The 16,296-nt window shown below is 55.6% G+C and carries 12 protein-coding genes and 2 pseudogenes; 7 read left to right on the top strand and 7 right to left on the bottom strand.

Translation table 11 applies throughout. The features are described 5' to 3' along the window. Window positions 1-151: 151 nt before the first annotated feature. On the top strand, window positions 152-583 hold the full coding sequence (locus tag AC07XF_RS01145; protein ID WP_495025060.1) for a hypothetical protein: 432 nt from the start codon (window positions 152-154) through the stop codon (window positions 581-583). 568 nt (window positions 584-1,151) lie between these two features. Here AC07XF_RS01145 and AC07XF_RS01140 read toward each other — a convergent pair. Both AC07XF_RS01140 and AC07XF_RS01135 read right to left on the bottom strand, forming a co-directional pair. After that, the gene (locus AC07XF_RS01140) at window positions 1,152-2,537 is read right to left on the bottom strand and encodes a DEAD/DEAH box helicase (protein WP_495025059.1); all 1,386 of its coding nucleotides are present in this window, start codon (window positions 2,535-2,537) and stop codon (window positions 1,152-1,154) included. Then, a complete protein-coding gene (locus AC07XF_RS01135; protein ID WP_495025058.1) occupies window positions 2,534-3,115 on the bottom strand; it encodes a VspR family transcription factor in 582 nt (193 codons plus the stop codon). Before AC07XF_RS01135 ends, AC07XF_RS01140 begins: the two co-directional genes overlap by 4 nt. Before the next feature lie 111 nt (window positions 3,116-3,226). Here AC07XF_RS01135 and AC07XF_RS01130 point away from each other — a divergent pair, with 111 nt between their 5' ends. Both AC07XF_RS01130 and AC07XF_RS01125 read left to right on the top strand, forming a co-directional pair. Beyond that, window positions 3,227-3,481, top strand: a complete 255-nt coding sequence (locus tag AC07XF_RS01130) for a helix-turn-helix domain-containing protein (protein WP_495025057.1) — start codon at window positions 3,227-3,229, stop codon at window positions 3,479-3,481. A 648-nt stretch (window positions 3,482-4,129) separates the two neighbouring features. After that, window positions 4,130-5,118, top strand: a pseudogene (locus AC07XF_RS01125) (site-specific integrase); the annotation flags it as partial. A gap of 10 nt (window positions 5,119-5,128) precedes the next feature. Here AC07XF_RS01125 and AC07XF_RS01120 read toward each other — a convergent pair. Continuing rightward, window positions 5,129-7,441: an AAA family ATPase gene (locus AC07XF_RS01120; RefSeq protein WP_495025056.1), complete on the bottom strand. Its 2,313-nt coding sequence runs from the start codon at window positions 7,439-7,441 to the stop codon at window positions 5,129-5,131. A gap of 255 nt (window positions 7,442-7,696) precedes the next feature. Beyond that, the gene (locus AC07XF_RS01115) at window positions 7,697-9,304 is read right to left on the bottom strand and encodes a tyrosinase family protein (protein WP_495025055.1); all 1,608 of its coding nucleotides are present in this window, start codon (window positions 9,302-9,304) and stop codon (window positions 7,697-7,699) included. A gap of 649 nt (window positions 9,305-9,953) precedes the next feature. On the opposite strand from AC07XF_RS01115, the gene AC07XF_RS01110 reads away from it, so the two are divergent. From AC07XF_RS01110 to AC07XF_RS01095, 4 genes are all read left to right on the top strand, one after another. Next, window positions 9,954-10,703 (top strand): DJ-1/PfpI family protein, encoded by a 750-nt coding sequence (locus AC07XF_RS01110; RefSeq protein ID WP_495025054.1) that lies wholly within the window; start codon window positions 9,954-9,956, stop codon window positions 10,701-10,703. A gap of 115 nt (window positions 10,704-10,818) precedes the next feature. Further along, window positions 10,819-12,999, top strand: coding sequence for a multicopper oxidase family protein (locus AC07XF_RS01105; RefSeq protein WP_495025053.1), 2,181 nt, complete (start codon window positions 10,819-10,821; stop codon window positions 12,997-12,999). A gap of 43 nt (window positions 13,000-13,042) precedes the next feature. Then, window positions 13,043-13,312: a hypothetical protein gene (locus tag AC07XF_RS01100; protein WP_495025052.1), complete on the top strand. Its 270-nt coding sequence runs from the start codon at window positions 13,043-13,045 to the stop codon at window positions 13,310-13,312. After that, window positions 13,303-14,079, top strand: coding sequence for a copper chaperone (locus AC07XF_RS01095; protein ID WP_495025051.1), 777 nt, complete (start codon window positions 13,303-13,305; stop codon window positions 14,077-14,079). Before AC07XF_RS01100 ends, AC07XF_RS01095 begins: the two co-directional genes overlap by 10 nt. Window positions 14,080-14,174: 95 nt before the next feature. Here the strand turns inward: AC07XF_RS01095 and AC07XF_RS01090 are convergent. The 3 genes and pseudogenes from AC07XF_RS01090 to AC07XF_RS01080 all read right to left on the bottom strand — a co-directional run. After that, a pseudogene (locus tag AC07XF_RS01090) lies at window positions 14,175-14,341 on the bottom strand (VOC family protein); the annotation flags it as partial. A 390-nt stretch (window positions 14,342-14,731) separates the two neighbouring features. After that, window positions 14,732-15,058: a hypothetical protein gene (locus AC07XF_RS01085; RefSeq protein WP_495025050.1), complete on the bottom strand. Its 327-nt coding sequence runs from the start codon at window positions 15,056-15,058 to the stop codon at window positions 14,732-14,734. 513 nt (window positions 15,059-15,571) lie between these two features. Next, window positions 15,572-16,282 (bottom strand): SDR family NAD(P)-dependent oxidoreductase, encoded by a 711-nt coding sequence (locus AC07XF_RS01080; RefSeq protein ID WP_495025049.1) that lies wholly within the window; start codon window positions 16,280-16,282, stop codon window positions 15,572-15,574. Between the last annotated feature and the right edge of the window lie 14 nt (window positions 16,283-16,296).

Genomic DNA, 16,296 nt, shown 5'->3' with positions numbered 1-16,296 from the left:
TTGTATTTCCCTTCCGCGATTTCATGACGCGGTCAGCTTGCGTTGACCATAACTGTCCTGTCAGTGCGCAAAAAACAGTGTACGTCTGGACCTGGTGTTGACTGCCTACTTCAAATGACGGATCGTGTTTTTTTGCTCAATGGATCCTACTATGGCAGCGCATCGGGATACCGCCTTTCGGGAACAACAGATGCTCAAGCGCGCAAAGAAAGCCATCCTTGACAGTGGTGACTTTCTTCCTCAGGACCAAATTGCTCCGCGACTCGGCCTACCCCTTACGACACTAAAGGCGGCGCTGGATGAGTGGGAAACTGAAGGACATATTTTTTCAATTCAGGACTCAGGCTGCTCATTGTTTCCAACGTATGTCTTTCAGGACCGCACTGAGCATGGGCCTATGCCTGAACTGAAGGCGATACTCGATGTGCTGAGAACGAAAAAAGATGGATGGGGAATCGCATTTTGGTTCGCCTCCAGTAATGGATACATCGGAGGCTGTCGACCGCAGGATGTGCTTTTTTCCGATGCCGGTAAGCTACTGCTCGCAGCTACGGACGAGGTGTCAGGCATTACCCATGGATAGATCAAGCGCCATTCCAGTACCGCATTGGTCCATCTATGTCTCGCGCCCCTCAGCCGCTGTTCGACACCATCGAGTGCTTCCACGAGCTCAATTTTCTTCAGCTCGGTAAGGACTGTCTCACTTTCCAGCAATACCGATTTTACGTATTCCTTTCATTACTGCCTCTCGTGAGCGCTGGGAACGGGGCTTGATTGCTGCGCTCGTCGTATGATCACCGGCAGCCATGAAGTGCTTAAGCAAGCGCTACTGGCCAATTCGCCTAGGTTCATATGGAGCCCAATAAGGTATAGAAGCGAGCAGTAACGGTACCCTCCTCCACGGATTGAATCTGCAAAAACGTCTTCTTTGGGGCGAAGACGGCCCGTCCGTACACCAAACTGAAGTCTCTTCACGAAATAGAATCCCCTTCAAGTTTCCAGCTGAAAAACGATCCTTGGGCTTCGAGTGTAAAAGAAAGGCGGCAGTTGGCTGAATTCAGCGGAGCGGTGGATCACAGTGTTCCAACACAGGCGGTCGTTTTGGTCATTTGGCCAAGAACGATATGGTCTGGTAATGGATAAAAAACACATCAGAAAACGGCCAGCAGCTGCTGGCGATAACTTTTCGAGAAGCTTATTTGATAAGTCGATATGGGGGCCAAATCGACTTGCGATAAAAACTTCTGCGCTGTAGCGGTAGGCGCTGAGCTTCCTGGTTCTCCAGGGAGAGTTTGCACGGATCTATCCAACTCACCGTCTATTGAGCAAGGCTCAAATTCAGATGCACTTACAGCGCAGACAACAGCCAAATCATCCGGCAAATCATCGGCGATGCGCTGGGAGAATCGCTTCAGTGTCGGCTCTGCCAAGACGAACAGCCAAGCCTGATCGTCAATCTCGCCCATACGGCGAAGGACTCTTCCCAAGACCTGGCGGTAATGCAGTTCAGTACGAATTCGACTGAGGTAGCAGCAAACCTGGAGCCGAGGGATATCAGTTCCCTCGCTGATCATTCCCACAGCAACAATCCAACGGCAGTCACTATTTTTGAACCCGTTGATTACCAGCTGCGCATCTGGGGTTCTGGTGGTCACGACTTGGAAGCTTTCGCCCTTGCCCTTTAGCGCCAAAGCAACTTGGTGGGCATGTTCGATATTCGTAGCAACAACCAAGCCCGCGGCATTCGGTTTGAGCATTCGCACTTCATCGAGTTTCTTGCTTCCCAGATCGAGCAACTGGTTGAGCGCGTCCTCATGACAAACCAGGTCCTCGTATGAGACCGGAGATTCACGCAGCAGCTTAGCGATGCTGGGAAAAAGTTTGACGGTGCTATCGTTCGCGAAATCCTCTTTGAGCCTCAGCATCTGGTTATCTACCAGAACGATGCGAGGCGACCGGCAAACCCCGTCGGAAATGGCTTCTTTGAGGCCGTAGCGATAGTCGCAAATCAATCGGCCTTCCGGGTTGGAGTAACGAGCCAGCGCAATGCCTCTGTCATCGGAACGCCATGGTGTGCCCGATAGTGCCAAGGTGAAGGCAGCACGATCCTGCATTTTCAAAAGAATTTGTTGCCCCCAAGCGTTGCTCAAAAGCGGATCGTATCCGGAGCAGTGATGGATCTCGTCGAATACTGCAAACACGCGGTAGTCGTCGAAAAGCCGCCAGAAAGCTTCATCCTGGTGTTCCATCGCTTGATAGGTACTCGCGGCTCCTACGGCACCGATAAGTCCATCCAGGCGCCTCCCCAATACTGCAGAGAATGTCGAGCGAAAGCCGTCGACGACTTGGCATGACGGAGCAAAACAGAGCACGAGATCAATCTTGCCCTGCTCCAACAGTTGTCGAGCCAGCTCCGCGGCCATTCGTGTCTTTCCTGCCCCTGGAGTGGCTTGACAGAAGAAGTGCGGCGTTCTGGTGTAGTGTTCCAGTGCAATTTCAATGCATTGGCTCTGCCATTTTCTCGGCGATGCTTTCATCGTGCGGACATGACCGTCTTGAGCGTCTTTTCGACCGCTCGGAGATGCCCTAAAAGACGTGAGCTTCGGTCTCGAGCTTCCAGATACTCACCTTCGACTTGGTCTTTCAGATGCGGCATTTCGTCGAGCAGCTGCTTATAGCGCTCCGCCTCTCCCATCGAGGAAAGGAAGTCGAGACGAATCTCTTTGAGTATGGATTCCAGGTGCTCGATCACATCTGGGCCTGACTGCTCCGGGTCAATGCTTTGTAAGGGCTGGTGAATCGGTTTACTCACCGGCTTAGCACTGCTCTCGTACCCATTATCGATGAGCTCCACCTGCAAGTTCGCCGGAATACTCTGCCAGTGATAGATCTGCCCCCGCTTTTGTCGTTTTTCATCCTGAATGACCCATCCGGTCCGCAGCATGCGTCGGATCTGCTCATAGACATATCGACGCAAGTCGCTGCTGTTGAAAGTCATACCCGTCAGGTGAGCAGCGTATGCGTTACGTAGATCCTGGGTCGTAAACTGGCGTAGGTGCCCCTGCTGAAACAGGTCGTAGAGTCGCCTGTCGACGATGAATGAATCGGATTTCATGCAGGCACCTGGAAAGGAAATTCGCGGAACGGCCAAAATGCGGATTATAATCCGTGGTTGATTCATCCGCAAACGCAGGATAGTGCCGCCTCAGTGGGAACCGAGGCGGTTATGCATCAGCTTGCAAAGGCGTTGGGCGAAAGAATACGGATACAACGGAAGGCCAAAGGATTTTCCCAAGATGCCTTGGCGCACTCGTGCAGTGTCGATCGTAGCTATATGGGGCGTATTGAGCGCGGTGAAGTGAACATCACCGTAGAAAAACTATATCGCATCGCCACCGTGCTGGAATGCGAGCCTCAGTTCCTCTTGCCCGAAACGTTTTCTCTCCACGAGTTAGCTTCTGATCTGGCGGCAAGCGACTGAGCCAAGATTAGCCACCAAGCAAGCATTGAATGGAATTTAGCTATCCATCTCACTTTTTGCTCCGGACCGATTGCCTTCGCAATGGGCTCTTCCCTGCCGTTCGAGTTCGGATTGATCTGCGGCAGCGACCCAAACAACCGTTCTGCCGCCGTATCGGTTCATTATTTCTCAGACGCCTCTCTATTCAGTATTTGATTCCTAACAAGCCCTAAATCAGTGCCGCGATGGGCGTTGATTCCGCATGGAAAATTAATAACTCGAACGCTTGTGCCACAATCGCCCCCCGCGATCTTCTCGTTGCACAGATTGTTGACACGGTAAGTTTTGAGCAATAAGGTGGGTTCACTCGCTCTGGGATTCGCGGGCGTGAAGCCTCCCCCTAGAGACACAAGACAGGCTCACTCTAGTAGTGGGTCTTTTTTTTATCCGTACCGCAGAGAGTGGCCTGTCAACGCTCCAGGGCAGATGACGATTTTATGGGCGCGGCATGATCCAGGTTGTGGAGTGACTAGGCCCTAGAGACATCGCCTCCCTCAGCCGCTGATCGACACCTTCGAGTGCTTCCACTAGCTCAATTTTCTCCAGCTCAGCAACGAGCGCTCTACTGTCCAGCAATATCTCAAAAGTTTCGATGACTGTTGCCGCGCCATGGACAGCTACTTGGTAGCGCGGGGTTTCTTGAAGTCCTACGCCGGCAACCAATCAACCTTCAATTCCTTCAGAACGCACGTCGAACGCTTGCTGCTGTGGGCGGTGATTGTGGCTCGTAAACCTCTACTGGATCTGCGCCGCTCCGATGCGGAACAATTCATGAAGTTCTGTCTTAACCCGCCCGCGGACTGGGTCGGTCCCATGATCAAATCTAGGTTCAAACGCATCGGTGGCCGTAAGCGGCTTGAATCAGATGAATACATAGTGAATCCTGATTGGCGGCCATTCTTGCACCGTTTCTAAACGTGAGCGCAAGTTGGCGGCTGAGACGATGAGCGATCTCTCCTCACGTACTTACCATATGGCCCAGGGAGCGGTGGCTCAGGTCTTCGCTGTCTGCGGCAGCTTCTTTCAACACGTGATGGATGAAGGCCTTACGGAAGCGAATCCGTTTCGCTCGATCAAACAGAAGTCCATCTACAAGCAGCGAAACACACTGGACGTCGCGTCTCGGTCGCTGACCGAGTTGCAGTGGGCTTCGTGATTGATACAGCGGAACAGATGGCCGACGACGAACCTCGCCATGAGCGAACGCTTTTTGTCGTGGCGACGCTGTTTGCGATGTACCTTCGGGTCTCTGATCTGGTCGGGCGTGACAACTGGCGGCCGACAATGGGAGATCTGCGACGGGACACAACTGGCAACTGGTGGTTCCACGTCGTTGGTAAAGGCAACAAAGCCGCCAAGATCAGCGTGCGAGACGAATACATCGAGCGCTATCTGGTGAGGTATCGCCAATCTCTACAGCTCTCTCCCCTGCCCTCACCGCAGGAAAAACGCCATTAATTACCACGCTAAAAGGTCGCGGTGGGCTGTCGGATCGATATGTACGATCGTTTCTTCAAGCGGTGTTTGATCTCGCGCTGCACCGTATGCAGAGTGAAGATTGGAGTGAGGATGAGATTGATAAACTTCGCCCTGCCTCCAAGATTCCATCTAGCTGAATTTTCTCATCTGGATGAACCCCAGCGCGCCTTTGGCAAACGGCAGCAGCTCCGCAGCATTGATTTCTACCCTGGTACATCCCCCAGAGGTGTCATGATGAAATGCTGCAGCGAACTCGTTAAAACTGACCAGCTCTGCATGAATCGGATGCAAAAGTGCCAGGGGATTTGGGGCGACCGCCTCTTTGACTTGGCCCAGCATGTCGCCCACCGTCTGCCCTTCAGTGAATTTTTTGGGAAAACATCGATGCAGGTGCCCCTCAACCAGCAGACGCAAGGATTTGGCCACTTCGAGCAAGCTGACGGTAGGGTCTCCGTCGATGAATCGCTCAACGAGTTGGTAATGCTTGTAGTATTCCGAGGAGCAATAGTCATCCAGATCGAAATCGTCCAGCCGACTGTAATCCTCCGAATCCCGATGTAGGGAAAGCTCTCCTGTCTTTCCAAGCTTTTTACGCGCTACACGCCGTTTGACCTCACGCAGAAAGTGAGCATCGTGGGCCAAAGCGATGACTTGCGAGCATTGCTTGACCATCTGCAGCACTGCCTCAACCGTGTTATGACGGCGATGCTTATCCAAGCTGGTGAAAACGTCGTCGAGTACTACCGTAGCGCCGGATCGATTAGCGTCGGAGAACAGTCGGGCAAGGAAGAAAGCAAACGCCAACGTCCTTTTGTCCCCTTCGCTCAAAGCTGAATGGAACGAAAAGTCCCCTCCCGCGCCGGGGCCAACGATGACAGTGGCGCCTCTCACCTTCAGCGCATATTCAGAACGCAAGCCTCCACCTTTATAGGTGGGTGCCAAGGCTTGGATCTCGAAAGGAGCCGCGAATTTACGAAGCCAATCGTTAATGGATATTTGAAAATCCTTCAGCGTTTGCTCCATCAACCTGTCTAGCTCAGTACGAGCAGTATCTCTCGCGATCTCTGCGGACTTCAGCTTCGTCTTTGCAGTGGCCAGCTCTCCAACAAGAGCAACAACCGGAGCGTCAAACCTCATCTTGGCGAGCATGAGCGCGGATCGAGATGCCTCAAGTCCCGTAATATCCGGTTTAGCTAGCTTCGCCTTGTATTCAGCGATCTCATCGTTGAGCTTGATAATTTTTTGATTGAAGCCCGTCGCAATCTGGGCAAGCTCATTCAAACGCTCTACCACTTTCAGGAATGGCGCGGAATCGAGTGCAGTCAGCGGATCTCCTTCCTTTTGACTGATTATCATAAGCAGGTCTGCCTCAACCTCATCGAGCACTAGCCGCGCGGCCAGATTGTCGAGAACAGGAATATCGGCGATTTCCAGGCTTTCAGCCCATACGCTTCGAAGGCCCTGGTTGTATTCATTGGCAGCACTCCACCCCCCAAGATTCTGATCACCAAGCCTCAACAGCACAGTCTGACGAAGTGCAGTAATGCGACGCTGGTATTCAGAGTAGGAACCGTCGAAATACAATTTGTAAGCCTTGAGCAAACTCAGCTCATTCGTTGCTTGGCCGCAAAACGGGCATTCATCTTCTGGAATATGCTGGAGTCCCTCGGCAGCCCATCGCTCAGTTGCTGGCCCACTGTGTTTGGCAAAATGGGCTTTCGCTGTTTGTTCTGCGGTGACTGAAATGCTCTCAAAGGAGCCTTCCAGAAGGCTGGGCAGACCTTCGAAATTAAACGCAGGAATATTCACCATTTTGAAAGCTGGACGGCTCAATATCTGTTGGGATGCCCGTGCTTCGTTCAGTTGCCTATCGGTCTCAACAATCTGGGCGTCGACATCTTTAATTGGCTTGAGCTTGGTAAATTGGCTAACCGACAAATTGCCTTTGTACCCCTGCAATTTTCCCTCGGCGGCGGCGACTTTCGCAGTACAGTCCCGCACAGTCGCGGACTCAGTGTCGAATTTCGTCCGTTGGACCACAGCCGCGTCGCCAAGCGCCAGATTGAGTAGCGCCTCCCGTTGCTCGGGAAGAACACCGGCCGTTGCGTATACATTGTGATCTACAAAAGCCTGGTTGAAGACGTGTAGGTTCGGTTGCTGCCCCTTCCAGGAGCTTCCATCGAATTCGGTACTGAAGGGCGGTGAGCCGACCCCAGGATGGAATCGGAAATGGACTTTCTGGGAGGTCACTGCGCCAATAGTTTTGCGGTCGATCAGATTCTGAGCATCGAACGTTGAACACGCCAGTAGAATCGATGACAGCGTCGACTTCCCACGGGCGTTGTCGGCGTAAATTAGGCTGACTTTTTCCAGATCTATGGGTTTCGTGATCCCTTTTTTGATGACACCGACGTTATCGATACAAATGATTTTTTCGAGCATGCGAATCCGATTCCTCTACGACTGTCCCTATTTTAGGAGATCTGCAATTCCCAGGACTGATGTGCAGTAGTTCAAGCTAACCTGGGCAACTCGGTCTTTGTTCCTGCGTGCATGACCAGGGCGAGATGAGAACCCGAACGCATCAATTGCTCAGGCTCAGATCGTGATCCGTCCCCATCGACAAGCCCCCCCAGGCGCAGCGACCGAAGATTACCTTCGGCCGCCGCGCCAACAGTGGTCAAAGCCTGCTGTGGGTCAGTAGGTTTCCAGCTTAAACGGCGCGTCCGCAGTGGTGGCGTTGCCGGTGCTGAGCAGACCTGCCGCATTTGGCCGCTTCAGGACAGTGTCACGGGTCTGTATTTCCACCTCGATACTGTCGTCGTCAATCGCCGAGTTATCGGCGTTGAGTGGCAGCTTGAAGGTGGCCTTGGCTTCCAGGTGCGTCTGGCAGTTCATGCAACCTTCGACGTGCCAACGGCTGAGGATCGGCCGGGTACCTAGGTACTCGCGCTTGCCGTCGACCTTGACGTAGGCCGAGATCAGGAACGAACCACGGATTTTCGCGCGGTTGATACGGCTGACCCGCAGGGTCTTGCCGGTTGGCTGCGGTGCCTCGGCCTTGAACAGCAACTGCTTGGCGGGTTGGGCATAGGCATCCAGGGAACCGGCGCCATAGACGTAGCCCAGTTGCTTCTCGATGTTGATGCAGTCACGGGTGGTGAAGGGTTTGCCGTCGGCCTTGACGAAGGGGTCCAGGGTGGTGTCCAGGCTCAGTATGGCGTTCGGGTCCAGGCCCGCACCGCCCGCAGGGGGTTGCACGCCGTCGGGTTTATAGTAAGTGGCTCCGGGATCCTGGGGGTCGATGCTGAATTCATCAGTGGCCCCTTGCCGGCGCTGCCAGGTCCAGAACACATAGTCGATAAAGCAGTGGTGGAAGAAGAAAACCGGGTCCAGGCCAGCGGTTTCATTCTCGCCCATATCGCCATTGGCCCCGGGAATCGCCGAACTGTCGCCCTGGCCCGGGTAGTCGAAACCACCGACCGCCAGGTGCATGAAGTTGTGGGGTTCCTCCAGCGACACATAGTGAGGGCCCTCCGGGACGGCGTCGTTCTTCGCGCCGGCGGAGGTGGTATTGGAGAACAGCGTGTAGCTCGGAGAGTCGAGGCAGGCTTCGAAGCGACTGAACACCTCGCCGCGCCACTTGCCACCAATCTTGATCTTGCCGCTCAGCCAGGTGCTGACGTTCTCATTGAGGTAGGTGATGTTCTTCGCCGTGTCCTTGAACTGCGCGTTGTGTGCCGCCGTGGCAACGCGGTCCGATTCGGTGCCCAACAGCCCGGACAGCGGATAGCGCACGGTCTCGTAGCCCTCGGGTTTGCTGTAGATGATCGGTGTGTCCTTGACCTCATCGGTGATGGCTTGCGGGAACACGAAAGAGCGCAGCGGGTTTTCGATCTTCTGACCGTCGATCACGAAGTATTCCTGGGTCAGGGCCGAAGGCAGGCCATTTTCTCGTGACTCGTCGCTACATTCATCCCAGAACGGCAGGGTGACGTTTTCACATTTGGGGATACTGCGCAGCGCCTCTTCCAGGCGCCAGAGATAGGCACGGTGCCAGCTCGGAAAGAGCACCGTGCCATGCTGGCAGTAGCCGCCCCACCAGTTAGGGTCGGTCTTGCCTTCACCACGGAACGGTTCGCCATGCAGACCACCGATGGAGAAGAAGGAGTTGGGGTGGCTGGCGGGAAGATCCTTGACGCCTTTCCAGGCGCGGATCAGTGCTTCAAGTTCATCTTTCTTGCCGTGGTCATAGTCGTACTGAACATCACTGAGAGAACGGCGTACACGAGGGGCGGATGACATGGTGACCTCCTTGTTGCCAGAAGTCCCGAAAGGCTCGGGGGGTACTGCTCCGTCGTCAGCATATATGGGTTCTAGCAACGTGCCAGTACGAACGCCAATACACAGACCAGCGGCTCATATTGGTCGAAAACAGATGGGCGACAAGGTCAGGATTCAGATTATTGACTAGGAGTTGCCGACGGACCGTCCTTCCCTACTGAGCGGCCAGTGATCTGGACGTTGACCCACACCCCATACCAGGACATCGTTGTACTCGACGATGGTTGGGTTCAATTTTCGATCAAGCAATACCAGCTTCGCCTCTGTGAATTCAGCACTGGCACTGAACATGAGTGAGTTCGTCAGCCCCATCTGGGCGCTGTATACCTGACGATTTCAGCCTGTGGGTTCCCCCCGGTTCCTCGCTAATCACTCCCCCACACCTCCATTGATATCCCCAGCGTCGCTCAATACCACTCAGCACCTGCCTGAGAAAACGCCTTGCAGGTGGAAGAGCGCCAACTATGCTCCCCAGAAGCTGCCCTTGGGTATTGGTTTCAGGCAGCAGGACCTCCGGTTTTGCCGTCCGGACATCGCAACGTTGATTAGCAGGACGCTACACACCTGACGACGCAAGCGCGTTCGCCGCAGTGTTCCCCAGGAGGGAGCCATGCCCGCACCAGGACAGTACTTGATTGCAATCCCGGTCTACGATGGCGTGGACTTGCTCGACGTCAGCGCCCCGTACGAGCTGTTCAACTGGATGGCTCAGCTCGAACCGCAGCACAACCCCGCAGCCCCACCCCGAGTAGTTCGGCTGATTTCCCTTGATGGGCCGTCCATCACCACCCGGGACGGCTTGACGCTCGGTGGCGATTTACCGATTTTCGATCAACATTCTGAATACATCAGTCTGCTGTGGATTCCCGGCGGCGAACCTGACGACTTGCAGCGCCTGATGGGCGATCACCAGCGTATGACCTGGCTGTTGCGACAAGGCGAGGCCGCGAAATTTTCCGCCTCCGTCTGCGAGGGGGCATTGCTGGCAGCCGCGGCCGGCTTGCTGGACGGTTACAATGCGACGACTCATTGGGCCTTCATCGCCTGCCTGAAACTCTTCACGCGCGTTAATGTGGTGGAAGGCTATCCGCGCTACATCGTCGACAGACAACGCATCACCGGTGGTGGTATTTCGTCGGGGCTGGATGAGGCATTGAAAATCATCGCCTTGATCTCCAGCGAGATCGTCGCCCAACAAGTGCAGTTGACCATCCAGTACAACCCCGCCCCTCCCTTCACCAGCGGCGACCCTTCCGTGGCCCAGCCGCCGGTCTACACCCCAGGCGCCGGACGCACCTGCGACTTTACCGGCATGGCCACGACCATCGCCAATGTGCTCAAGAGCAGAGGTTCTTCGTAGGAAACGTGCAGCCACCGCAGAGTTTATGCCGCTTCCCATGTAATTCAGCTGATCAAAGGACACGCGGCCGTCAAGGCTGTCGCACACATTCGCGCAGTGGCGCAGGGAGCACAACATGACTTCGCTTCGTATAGTCCTGGCCGGGTTGATGGTCTGTACAGCCTCCACGGCAGCGCTCGCCGAACTCGCCGCCCAGCCTTTCCTCGCACCGCCCAGGCTCCTTGAAAAAGGACCGACGGGCACGCTGAAGGCGACCGAACTGGCCGTTCCGGAAGGTGGTTGCAACCCGGCGGGTGACATAACACGTGACGGTCAGACCGTCGAACTCAACCTGCAAGTGCAGAAGCGCGAAAACTATATCTACAACCCGGGCAATCCCGACGGCGCCAAGGACAAGGTTAAGCTACGTTCCTATGGAGGCTGCCTGTCGGGACCGCTCATCGATGTGCAGCCAGGTAATACCCTGCGGGTGCACCTGGACAACCAACTGGAGAAAAACGATCCCAGCTGTCCGGGGGGAAGCGATCCGGCGAATGGTGGGGCTGGTTGCTTTAATACGATCAATTTGCATTACCACGGGATGCACGTCTCGCCGTCGGGCAACAGCGACAACGTGCTGTTGAACATCGCGCCACAAACCAAATTCGAATACGAGATCAACATCCCCACCGATCACCCTTCGGGCACCTTCTGGTACCACGCGCACCGGCATGGTTCCACAGCGCTGCAAGTTGCGAGCGGTGCCGCGGGCGCCCTGATTGTGCGCGGCAACCGCCCCTACACCGGCAGCAATCCAGGCGACATCGACACCATTCTCAAGAACGCTGCCGGGAAGCCCATTACCGAACAAGTCTTTCTGTTCCAGCAAATCCCGTATGCCTGTTTCGACGACAAGGGCGCCATCATTACGCAAAAGGATGGCACCTGGACGTGTCCCAGCGGCAAAACAGGTGTGGTAGAGAACTTCGATGCCCAACTCTCCTCGGCCACTGTCTGGGATGAGAGCGGTCGGTTCACCAGCATCAACGGCGTGGTGCAACCGACCCTCCAAGGCATTGCCGCAGGAGATATCCAACGCTGGCGCTTCATTCACGGGGGTATCCACGACACCGTGAACCTGCAGATCGTGCCCATGAACACGACCAATCCCAAAGCCAGTCTCGCGCTCAAAGGTGTGCTCAGTGGTACACCGAAGGAACAGGCTGCGCTGATCGCCGACCTGTGCCCGGTGACCGTGCCCGATTCCAGCACACCGGTCGAGCTCGTCCCTCAATTCGAGATCGCCGCCGACGGACTCACGCGCACCGCCATTCGCCCCATCGGCGTGAACAAAAAGAGCGTCAGCGGTGGCGTTGGCAGCAACTTCCTGCAACCCGGTTATCGCAGTGATGTGTTGCTGATGTTCCCCCGCGATGGCACCTACTGTGTGCTGAACCAGGCGGCAACACCCGCAGAACGCGCCAATGCCGGCCCCAATGGTGGCCCGGGCGGCCAGGGCCCGAACGAAACCCAATTGCTGGCAACGGTGATCGTCTCTGGCGGCAAGGTCGTGACCGACGATCCGCAAAGCTATATCCAGCAAGCGCTCTACGACGCCAACAAAACGGACCCATCGCTGCCCGCCACGGCCCTCGAAGGATTGCGTACCGGCAATCTGAACCCTTGGCGCGGGATGGACGACCTCAAGGATGCGGTGGTCAACAACGACATCCAGAAGGCTGACTTCTTCATCGGCAATCCTCCATTCCCGCCCTCACCGCCTGCCACCCCGCCGAGAAAGCCGGGAGATCCGTGGACAGGCGCATTTGGCTTCTTCATCAACTACAGGTCCTATGACCCGGAACGCATCGACTTCACTCGCCAGGTCAACACCACCGACGACTGGGTGCTGAGCTCGCAGGGCGAACCTCATATCTTTCACATTCACGTCAACCCGTTCCAGGTGATGGACGTGCTCTACGCCAAACCCGGCGAGAAACCCAAAAGTATCTTCGGCCCCAATGGCGAGTGCCTGGTTCCGGCCGACGAACTGGGCCTGCAAAACCAATACTGCGGAATGTGGCACGAGTTCAAGGACACCCTCTTCGTGCAGAACGATTACCAGGTGTTGGTGCGCACGCACTACGACCGTTACATCGGCGAGTTCGTCATCCACTGCCACATCCTCGACCACGAAGACGGCGGCATGATGACCAATATCCAGATCGTTCCAGACCTCAAAGCCGTTGGCGGCGGCATTGGCATGACCGGCATGAAGCACGCCTCGAATCAACCGTCGGACCCCCATCAACATTGATGGGTAATCCCTTTGCACGACAATTGACGACAAGGAGTCGGGCATGACAATTAACTCAACAACCGCGCCTGTCACCCACCCCACCTGGTATGGGCAGATCCGCGATATGTTCACCTCCGAGGACCGGGGACACATGGCCAGGCAAGGCCTCGACCTGGCCAACTACGGCGTGGAGGTGAACCACGCCGGCAACATCTACCAACAAGTGGCGGCGGGCAACATGCCGTCGGGGCAACCCTGCTCCCCTGACTGGGTGGGTAAGCGTTCTCAAGCGAAGTGGTGTCGTGAGTGGCGAGCGACCTTATGCGGTTAGGCCCTGTTCTACGCAGTTTTACTTACGCCCCCTGGCCATTGCTTTTGGCCACGGCGGGACTCGGCCTGGCCCTTTCCGCTTACAACGAGGTCAACACAGAAGGTCCCGCGTTTTGCGTGGCCGTGAATGGGCTATCGATCATCACCAGTTGGCCCGCTGCACTGCAAGCGGAGCTCGCACTGAACCCACTCCACCGAATCCTGGTGGGTTGGGCCTTGATGCTTCTGGCCATGATGCCGCCCCTTTTGGCGATGCCACTCATCCATGTCTGGCGCTCTAGCCTGCCGAGCAGGCGAATACGAGCGTCAGTCGGGTTCCTGCTCGGTTACTGTGCGCTGTGGATGGCCGTCGGCCCCATCCTGATAGCCCTGGCGCTGCTGCTACAGATTGCTGTCGTAGAAAACGCCCTGGTCGTGGCACTGCTGATCGCGATGCTATGGAGCGCGAGCCCGTGGCACCACGCAGCACTCAATCGTGGCCATCAACGGCGGCGAATCGGCCTGTTCGGCTGGGCTGCCGACAGGGATTGTCTAATCTTAGGCATGACGCATGGCGTCTTTTGTATTGTTTCGTGCTGGGCCTGGATGTTAGTGCCGCTTGTTAGCGGGGCATGGCACTTTCCGATGATGTTGTTCGCAGGCGTAATCTTGCTTGCTGAACGGCTCACGCCTCCTGGCCCACCACGCTGGGGCTGGCACCCGGTTTTTTCACCGATTTACCTTTACACCCTCCTCACTAAACGCAATGCGCAGCGTCCCCATGGTTAAAGGGCCTTGTTCAAGCCACCGTGCAACCTTACGTCTACTCTTACTTGAGAGTAAGGACTAATGACGAAGCACCTAATGATGCCTCGTCATGAAGCTTAGGCTGGGGTGAAGCAGTACGCGCCAGCTTGTTACCATCGAGGTCCCGTGCGTAAGCTGCATAGGCGTTGGGTGCCCAGCCTCAGGGACCTGGTGCACCTTCATTGGTGCCACCACTGGCCAGTGCTGCGGCATGGAAGGCGTCAATGGCTGCGCGATCCGGTGCAGCACGCTAAGGGCTACCAGGTGCTGATCTTAGTGGCGCTGCAAGCTATTGCCGGCATACCCCATTACATTGGTAGCCACGAACGTGATGAGCTGCGTCGCGCCTTCGCATCAATCACCTCATCTACTCACGCCAACCGGCCAAACAGTCCATGGAACGGTCAAAAGCCCGCACCATATCGTGTTCTATCGTGTGGTAAACGACGACGTGTTTGAGGTCGTCAGACTCCTTCAGGACGCCATGGAGGTGCAGTTGCACCTATCTAACGACTGATCGGGGGCGGTTTTGATATTGGAAGGACCGACTTTTTCAACAGAATCGGCCAATAGCTGTCGGTCGCGAGGTCGTTCGAGATCTGAACTGAGGTTGAAGTCAGCTGGTCGATCAATATCATTCGCTCGTAAGGGAGTCGTTAAAGAAATCATCTTTAGCAATCAGACCGAAATCATCGCCGACAATAGCCGTATCCGCACGTCCGTCATCGCTGAGTAGACTCTGAGTACGCCGCTCCAGCTTGAGATTAGCAACTGCCTGAAAGAAGCAGTCTTCACACAAGTGCAGCTCGTAGCGCTCGCCATCATGTTTCGTGCCATACCCCCAGTGTGCCTGTAGCGTGGCGAATTGAAGCCCGCCACTTTTCACCCGGGTGGAGAGCTGGCAGACGTCGCACATGACATCCATGACGGATTCGATTTCGACCTTACCGGTAATTTTCATCACTACCTCCCAACCAACCGTTCCAAATGAAGATATCAGCATACAGGTGCAGTCGGCTGGCAGTGCTACAACGCAGCTATTGGCTGAGTCGTTGCTAAAAGCTGCATGACTGGGTAATTGCACAGACTTGCCCACCCATTTGCATTCGACCTGACCAGTCATTTGCATCGGATTTTACCATCCCGCTTCGTGACCATGACCGGCAGAGAACGGCCAGGAACAGACGTTCACGGCTGGCTGTGTACGTCCCAATGCGGCGGCCTACCTTGGCACACATGGGGCAAAATCGCACTGGCGCCAATTCCGCACTCCTACGGCATCAGCCCAGCACCTACCAAGACTTGGGCGTACGTACTAACTGAATAGGGGTGTACCCATCAATGCACCATTTGGTCTTGCATCATTCCCTGCTGGACATTTCTGGCTGCCATAATGCACACCAAGGCGATCATTGGCGTTCTTCTCGATTTCAGCAAAAGGCGCCGACTATCGGCGCCCGTGAAGTTCCGGTGCTCAGCGACCGGCACTCTGGCCGCCGTCGATGTGCAGGATTTCTCCCGTGACGAACGCTGCCGAGTCGAGGTACAGGATGGCATCGGTCATATCGCTTATTTCGCCGATGCGGCCCAGCGGATGGAAGCTACCTAGCATTTCGTGGGTCTGCGACGCGTGCATCGGCGTGTTGATGACCCCCGGTGCGACGGCGTTCACACGAATGCCTTTCTTAGCGTATTCGATTGCCAGCGACTTCGTGGCGGAGTTCAAGCCACCCTTGGTCAGGGCCGCCAGTACGGAATAGATACCGCTGATTGCATTATCACCGATGCTGGCTGTCACACTGACCACGTGGCCGTTGCCGTGCTTTTCCATTTCGGCGATGGCGAGTTGGGTGATGTAAAAGAAGCCTGCCATGTTGACGTTCATCACCGCAGCGTAGTCTTCGGCGGTATTTTCGGTAAAGGGTTTACCGATGTAAATGCCAGCATTGTTCACCAGTGTGTCGATCCGGCCAAAGCGTGCGACCCCTTCGGCGATGACACGTCGGGCGGTTTGCGGATCACCGATATCACCTGCGACCGTCAGGATATTCACATCGTCCGACGGTTTGATCGTGCGCGAGGTTGCAACAACGCGGTAGTCGAGCTTTCGAAACGCCTGCACCACTGCTGCGCCTATACCTTGCGACGCACCTGTAACGACGACAACTTTTTGCGAGCAATTCATGCTTTTCTCCGAAA

Source organism: Pseudomonas sp. GW821-FHT01C01, from assembly GCF_059422645.1.
The sequence above is the reverse complement of the archived record's forward strand: the minus strand, read 5'-3'. Positions and strand labels throughout refer to the sequence as shown.

Bases quoted from the DNA above. Each gene is read 5' to 3' on its own strand.
- AC07XF_RS01145 (WP_495025060.1), top strand. From the start codon at position 152: ATGGCAGCGCATCGGGATACCGCCTTTCGGGAACAACAGATGCTCAAG.
- AC07XF_RS01135 (WP_495025058.1), bottom strand. From the start codon at position 3,115: ATGAAATCCGATTCATTCATCGTCGACAGGCGACTCTACGACCTGTTT.
- AC07XF_RS01140 (WP_495025059.1), bottom strand. From the start codon at position 2,537: ATGAAAGCATCGCCGAGAAAATGGCAGAGCCAATGCATTGAAATTGCA.
- AC07XF_RS01115 (WP_495025055.1), bottom strand. From the start codon at position 9,304: ATGTCATCCGCCCCTCGTGTACGCCGTTCTCTCAGTGATGTTCAGTAC.
- AC07XF_RS01095 (WP_495025051.1), top strand. From the start codon at position 13,303: ATGCGGTTAGGCCCTGTTCTACGCAGTTTTACTTACGCCCCCTGGCCA.
- AC07XF_RS01080 (WP_495025049.1), bottom strand. From the start codon at position 16,282: ATGAATTGCTCGCAAAAAGTTGTCGTCGTTACAGGTGCGTCGCAAGGT.
- AC07XF_RS01110 (WP_495025054.1), top strand. From the start codon at position 9,954: ATGCCCGCACCAGGACAGTACTTGATTGCAATCCCGGTCTACGATGGC.
- AC07XF_RS01120 (WP_495025056.1), bottom strand. From the start codon at position 7,441: ATGCTCGAAAAAATCATTTGTATCGATAACGTCGGTGTCATCAAAAAA.
- AC07XF_RS01100 (WP_495025052.1), top strand. From the start codon at position 13,043: ATGACAATTAACTCAACAACCGCGCCTGTCACCCACCCCACCTGGTAT.
- AC07XF_RS01105 (WP_495025053.1), top strand. From the start codon at position 10,819: ATGACTTCGCTTCGTATAGTCCTGGCCGGGTTGATGGTCTGTACAGCC.
- AC07XF_RS01130 (WP_495025057.1), top strand. From the start codon at position 3,227: ATGCATCAGCTTGCAAAGGCGTTGGGCGAAAGAATACGGATACAACGG.
- AC07XF_RS01085 (WP_495025050.1), bottom strand. From the start codon at position 15,058: ATGAAAATTACCGGTAAGGTCGAAATCGAATCCGTCATGGATGTCATG.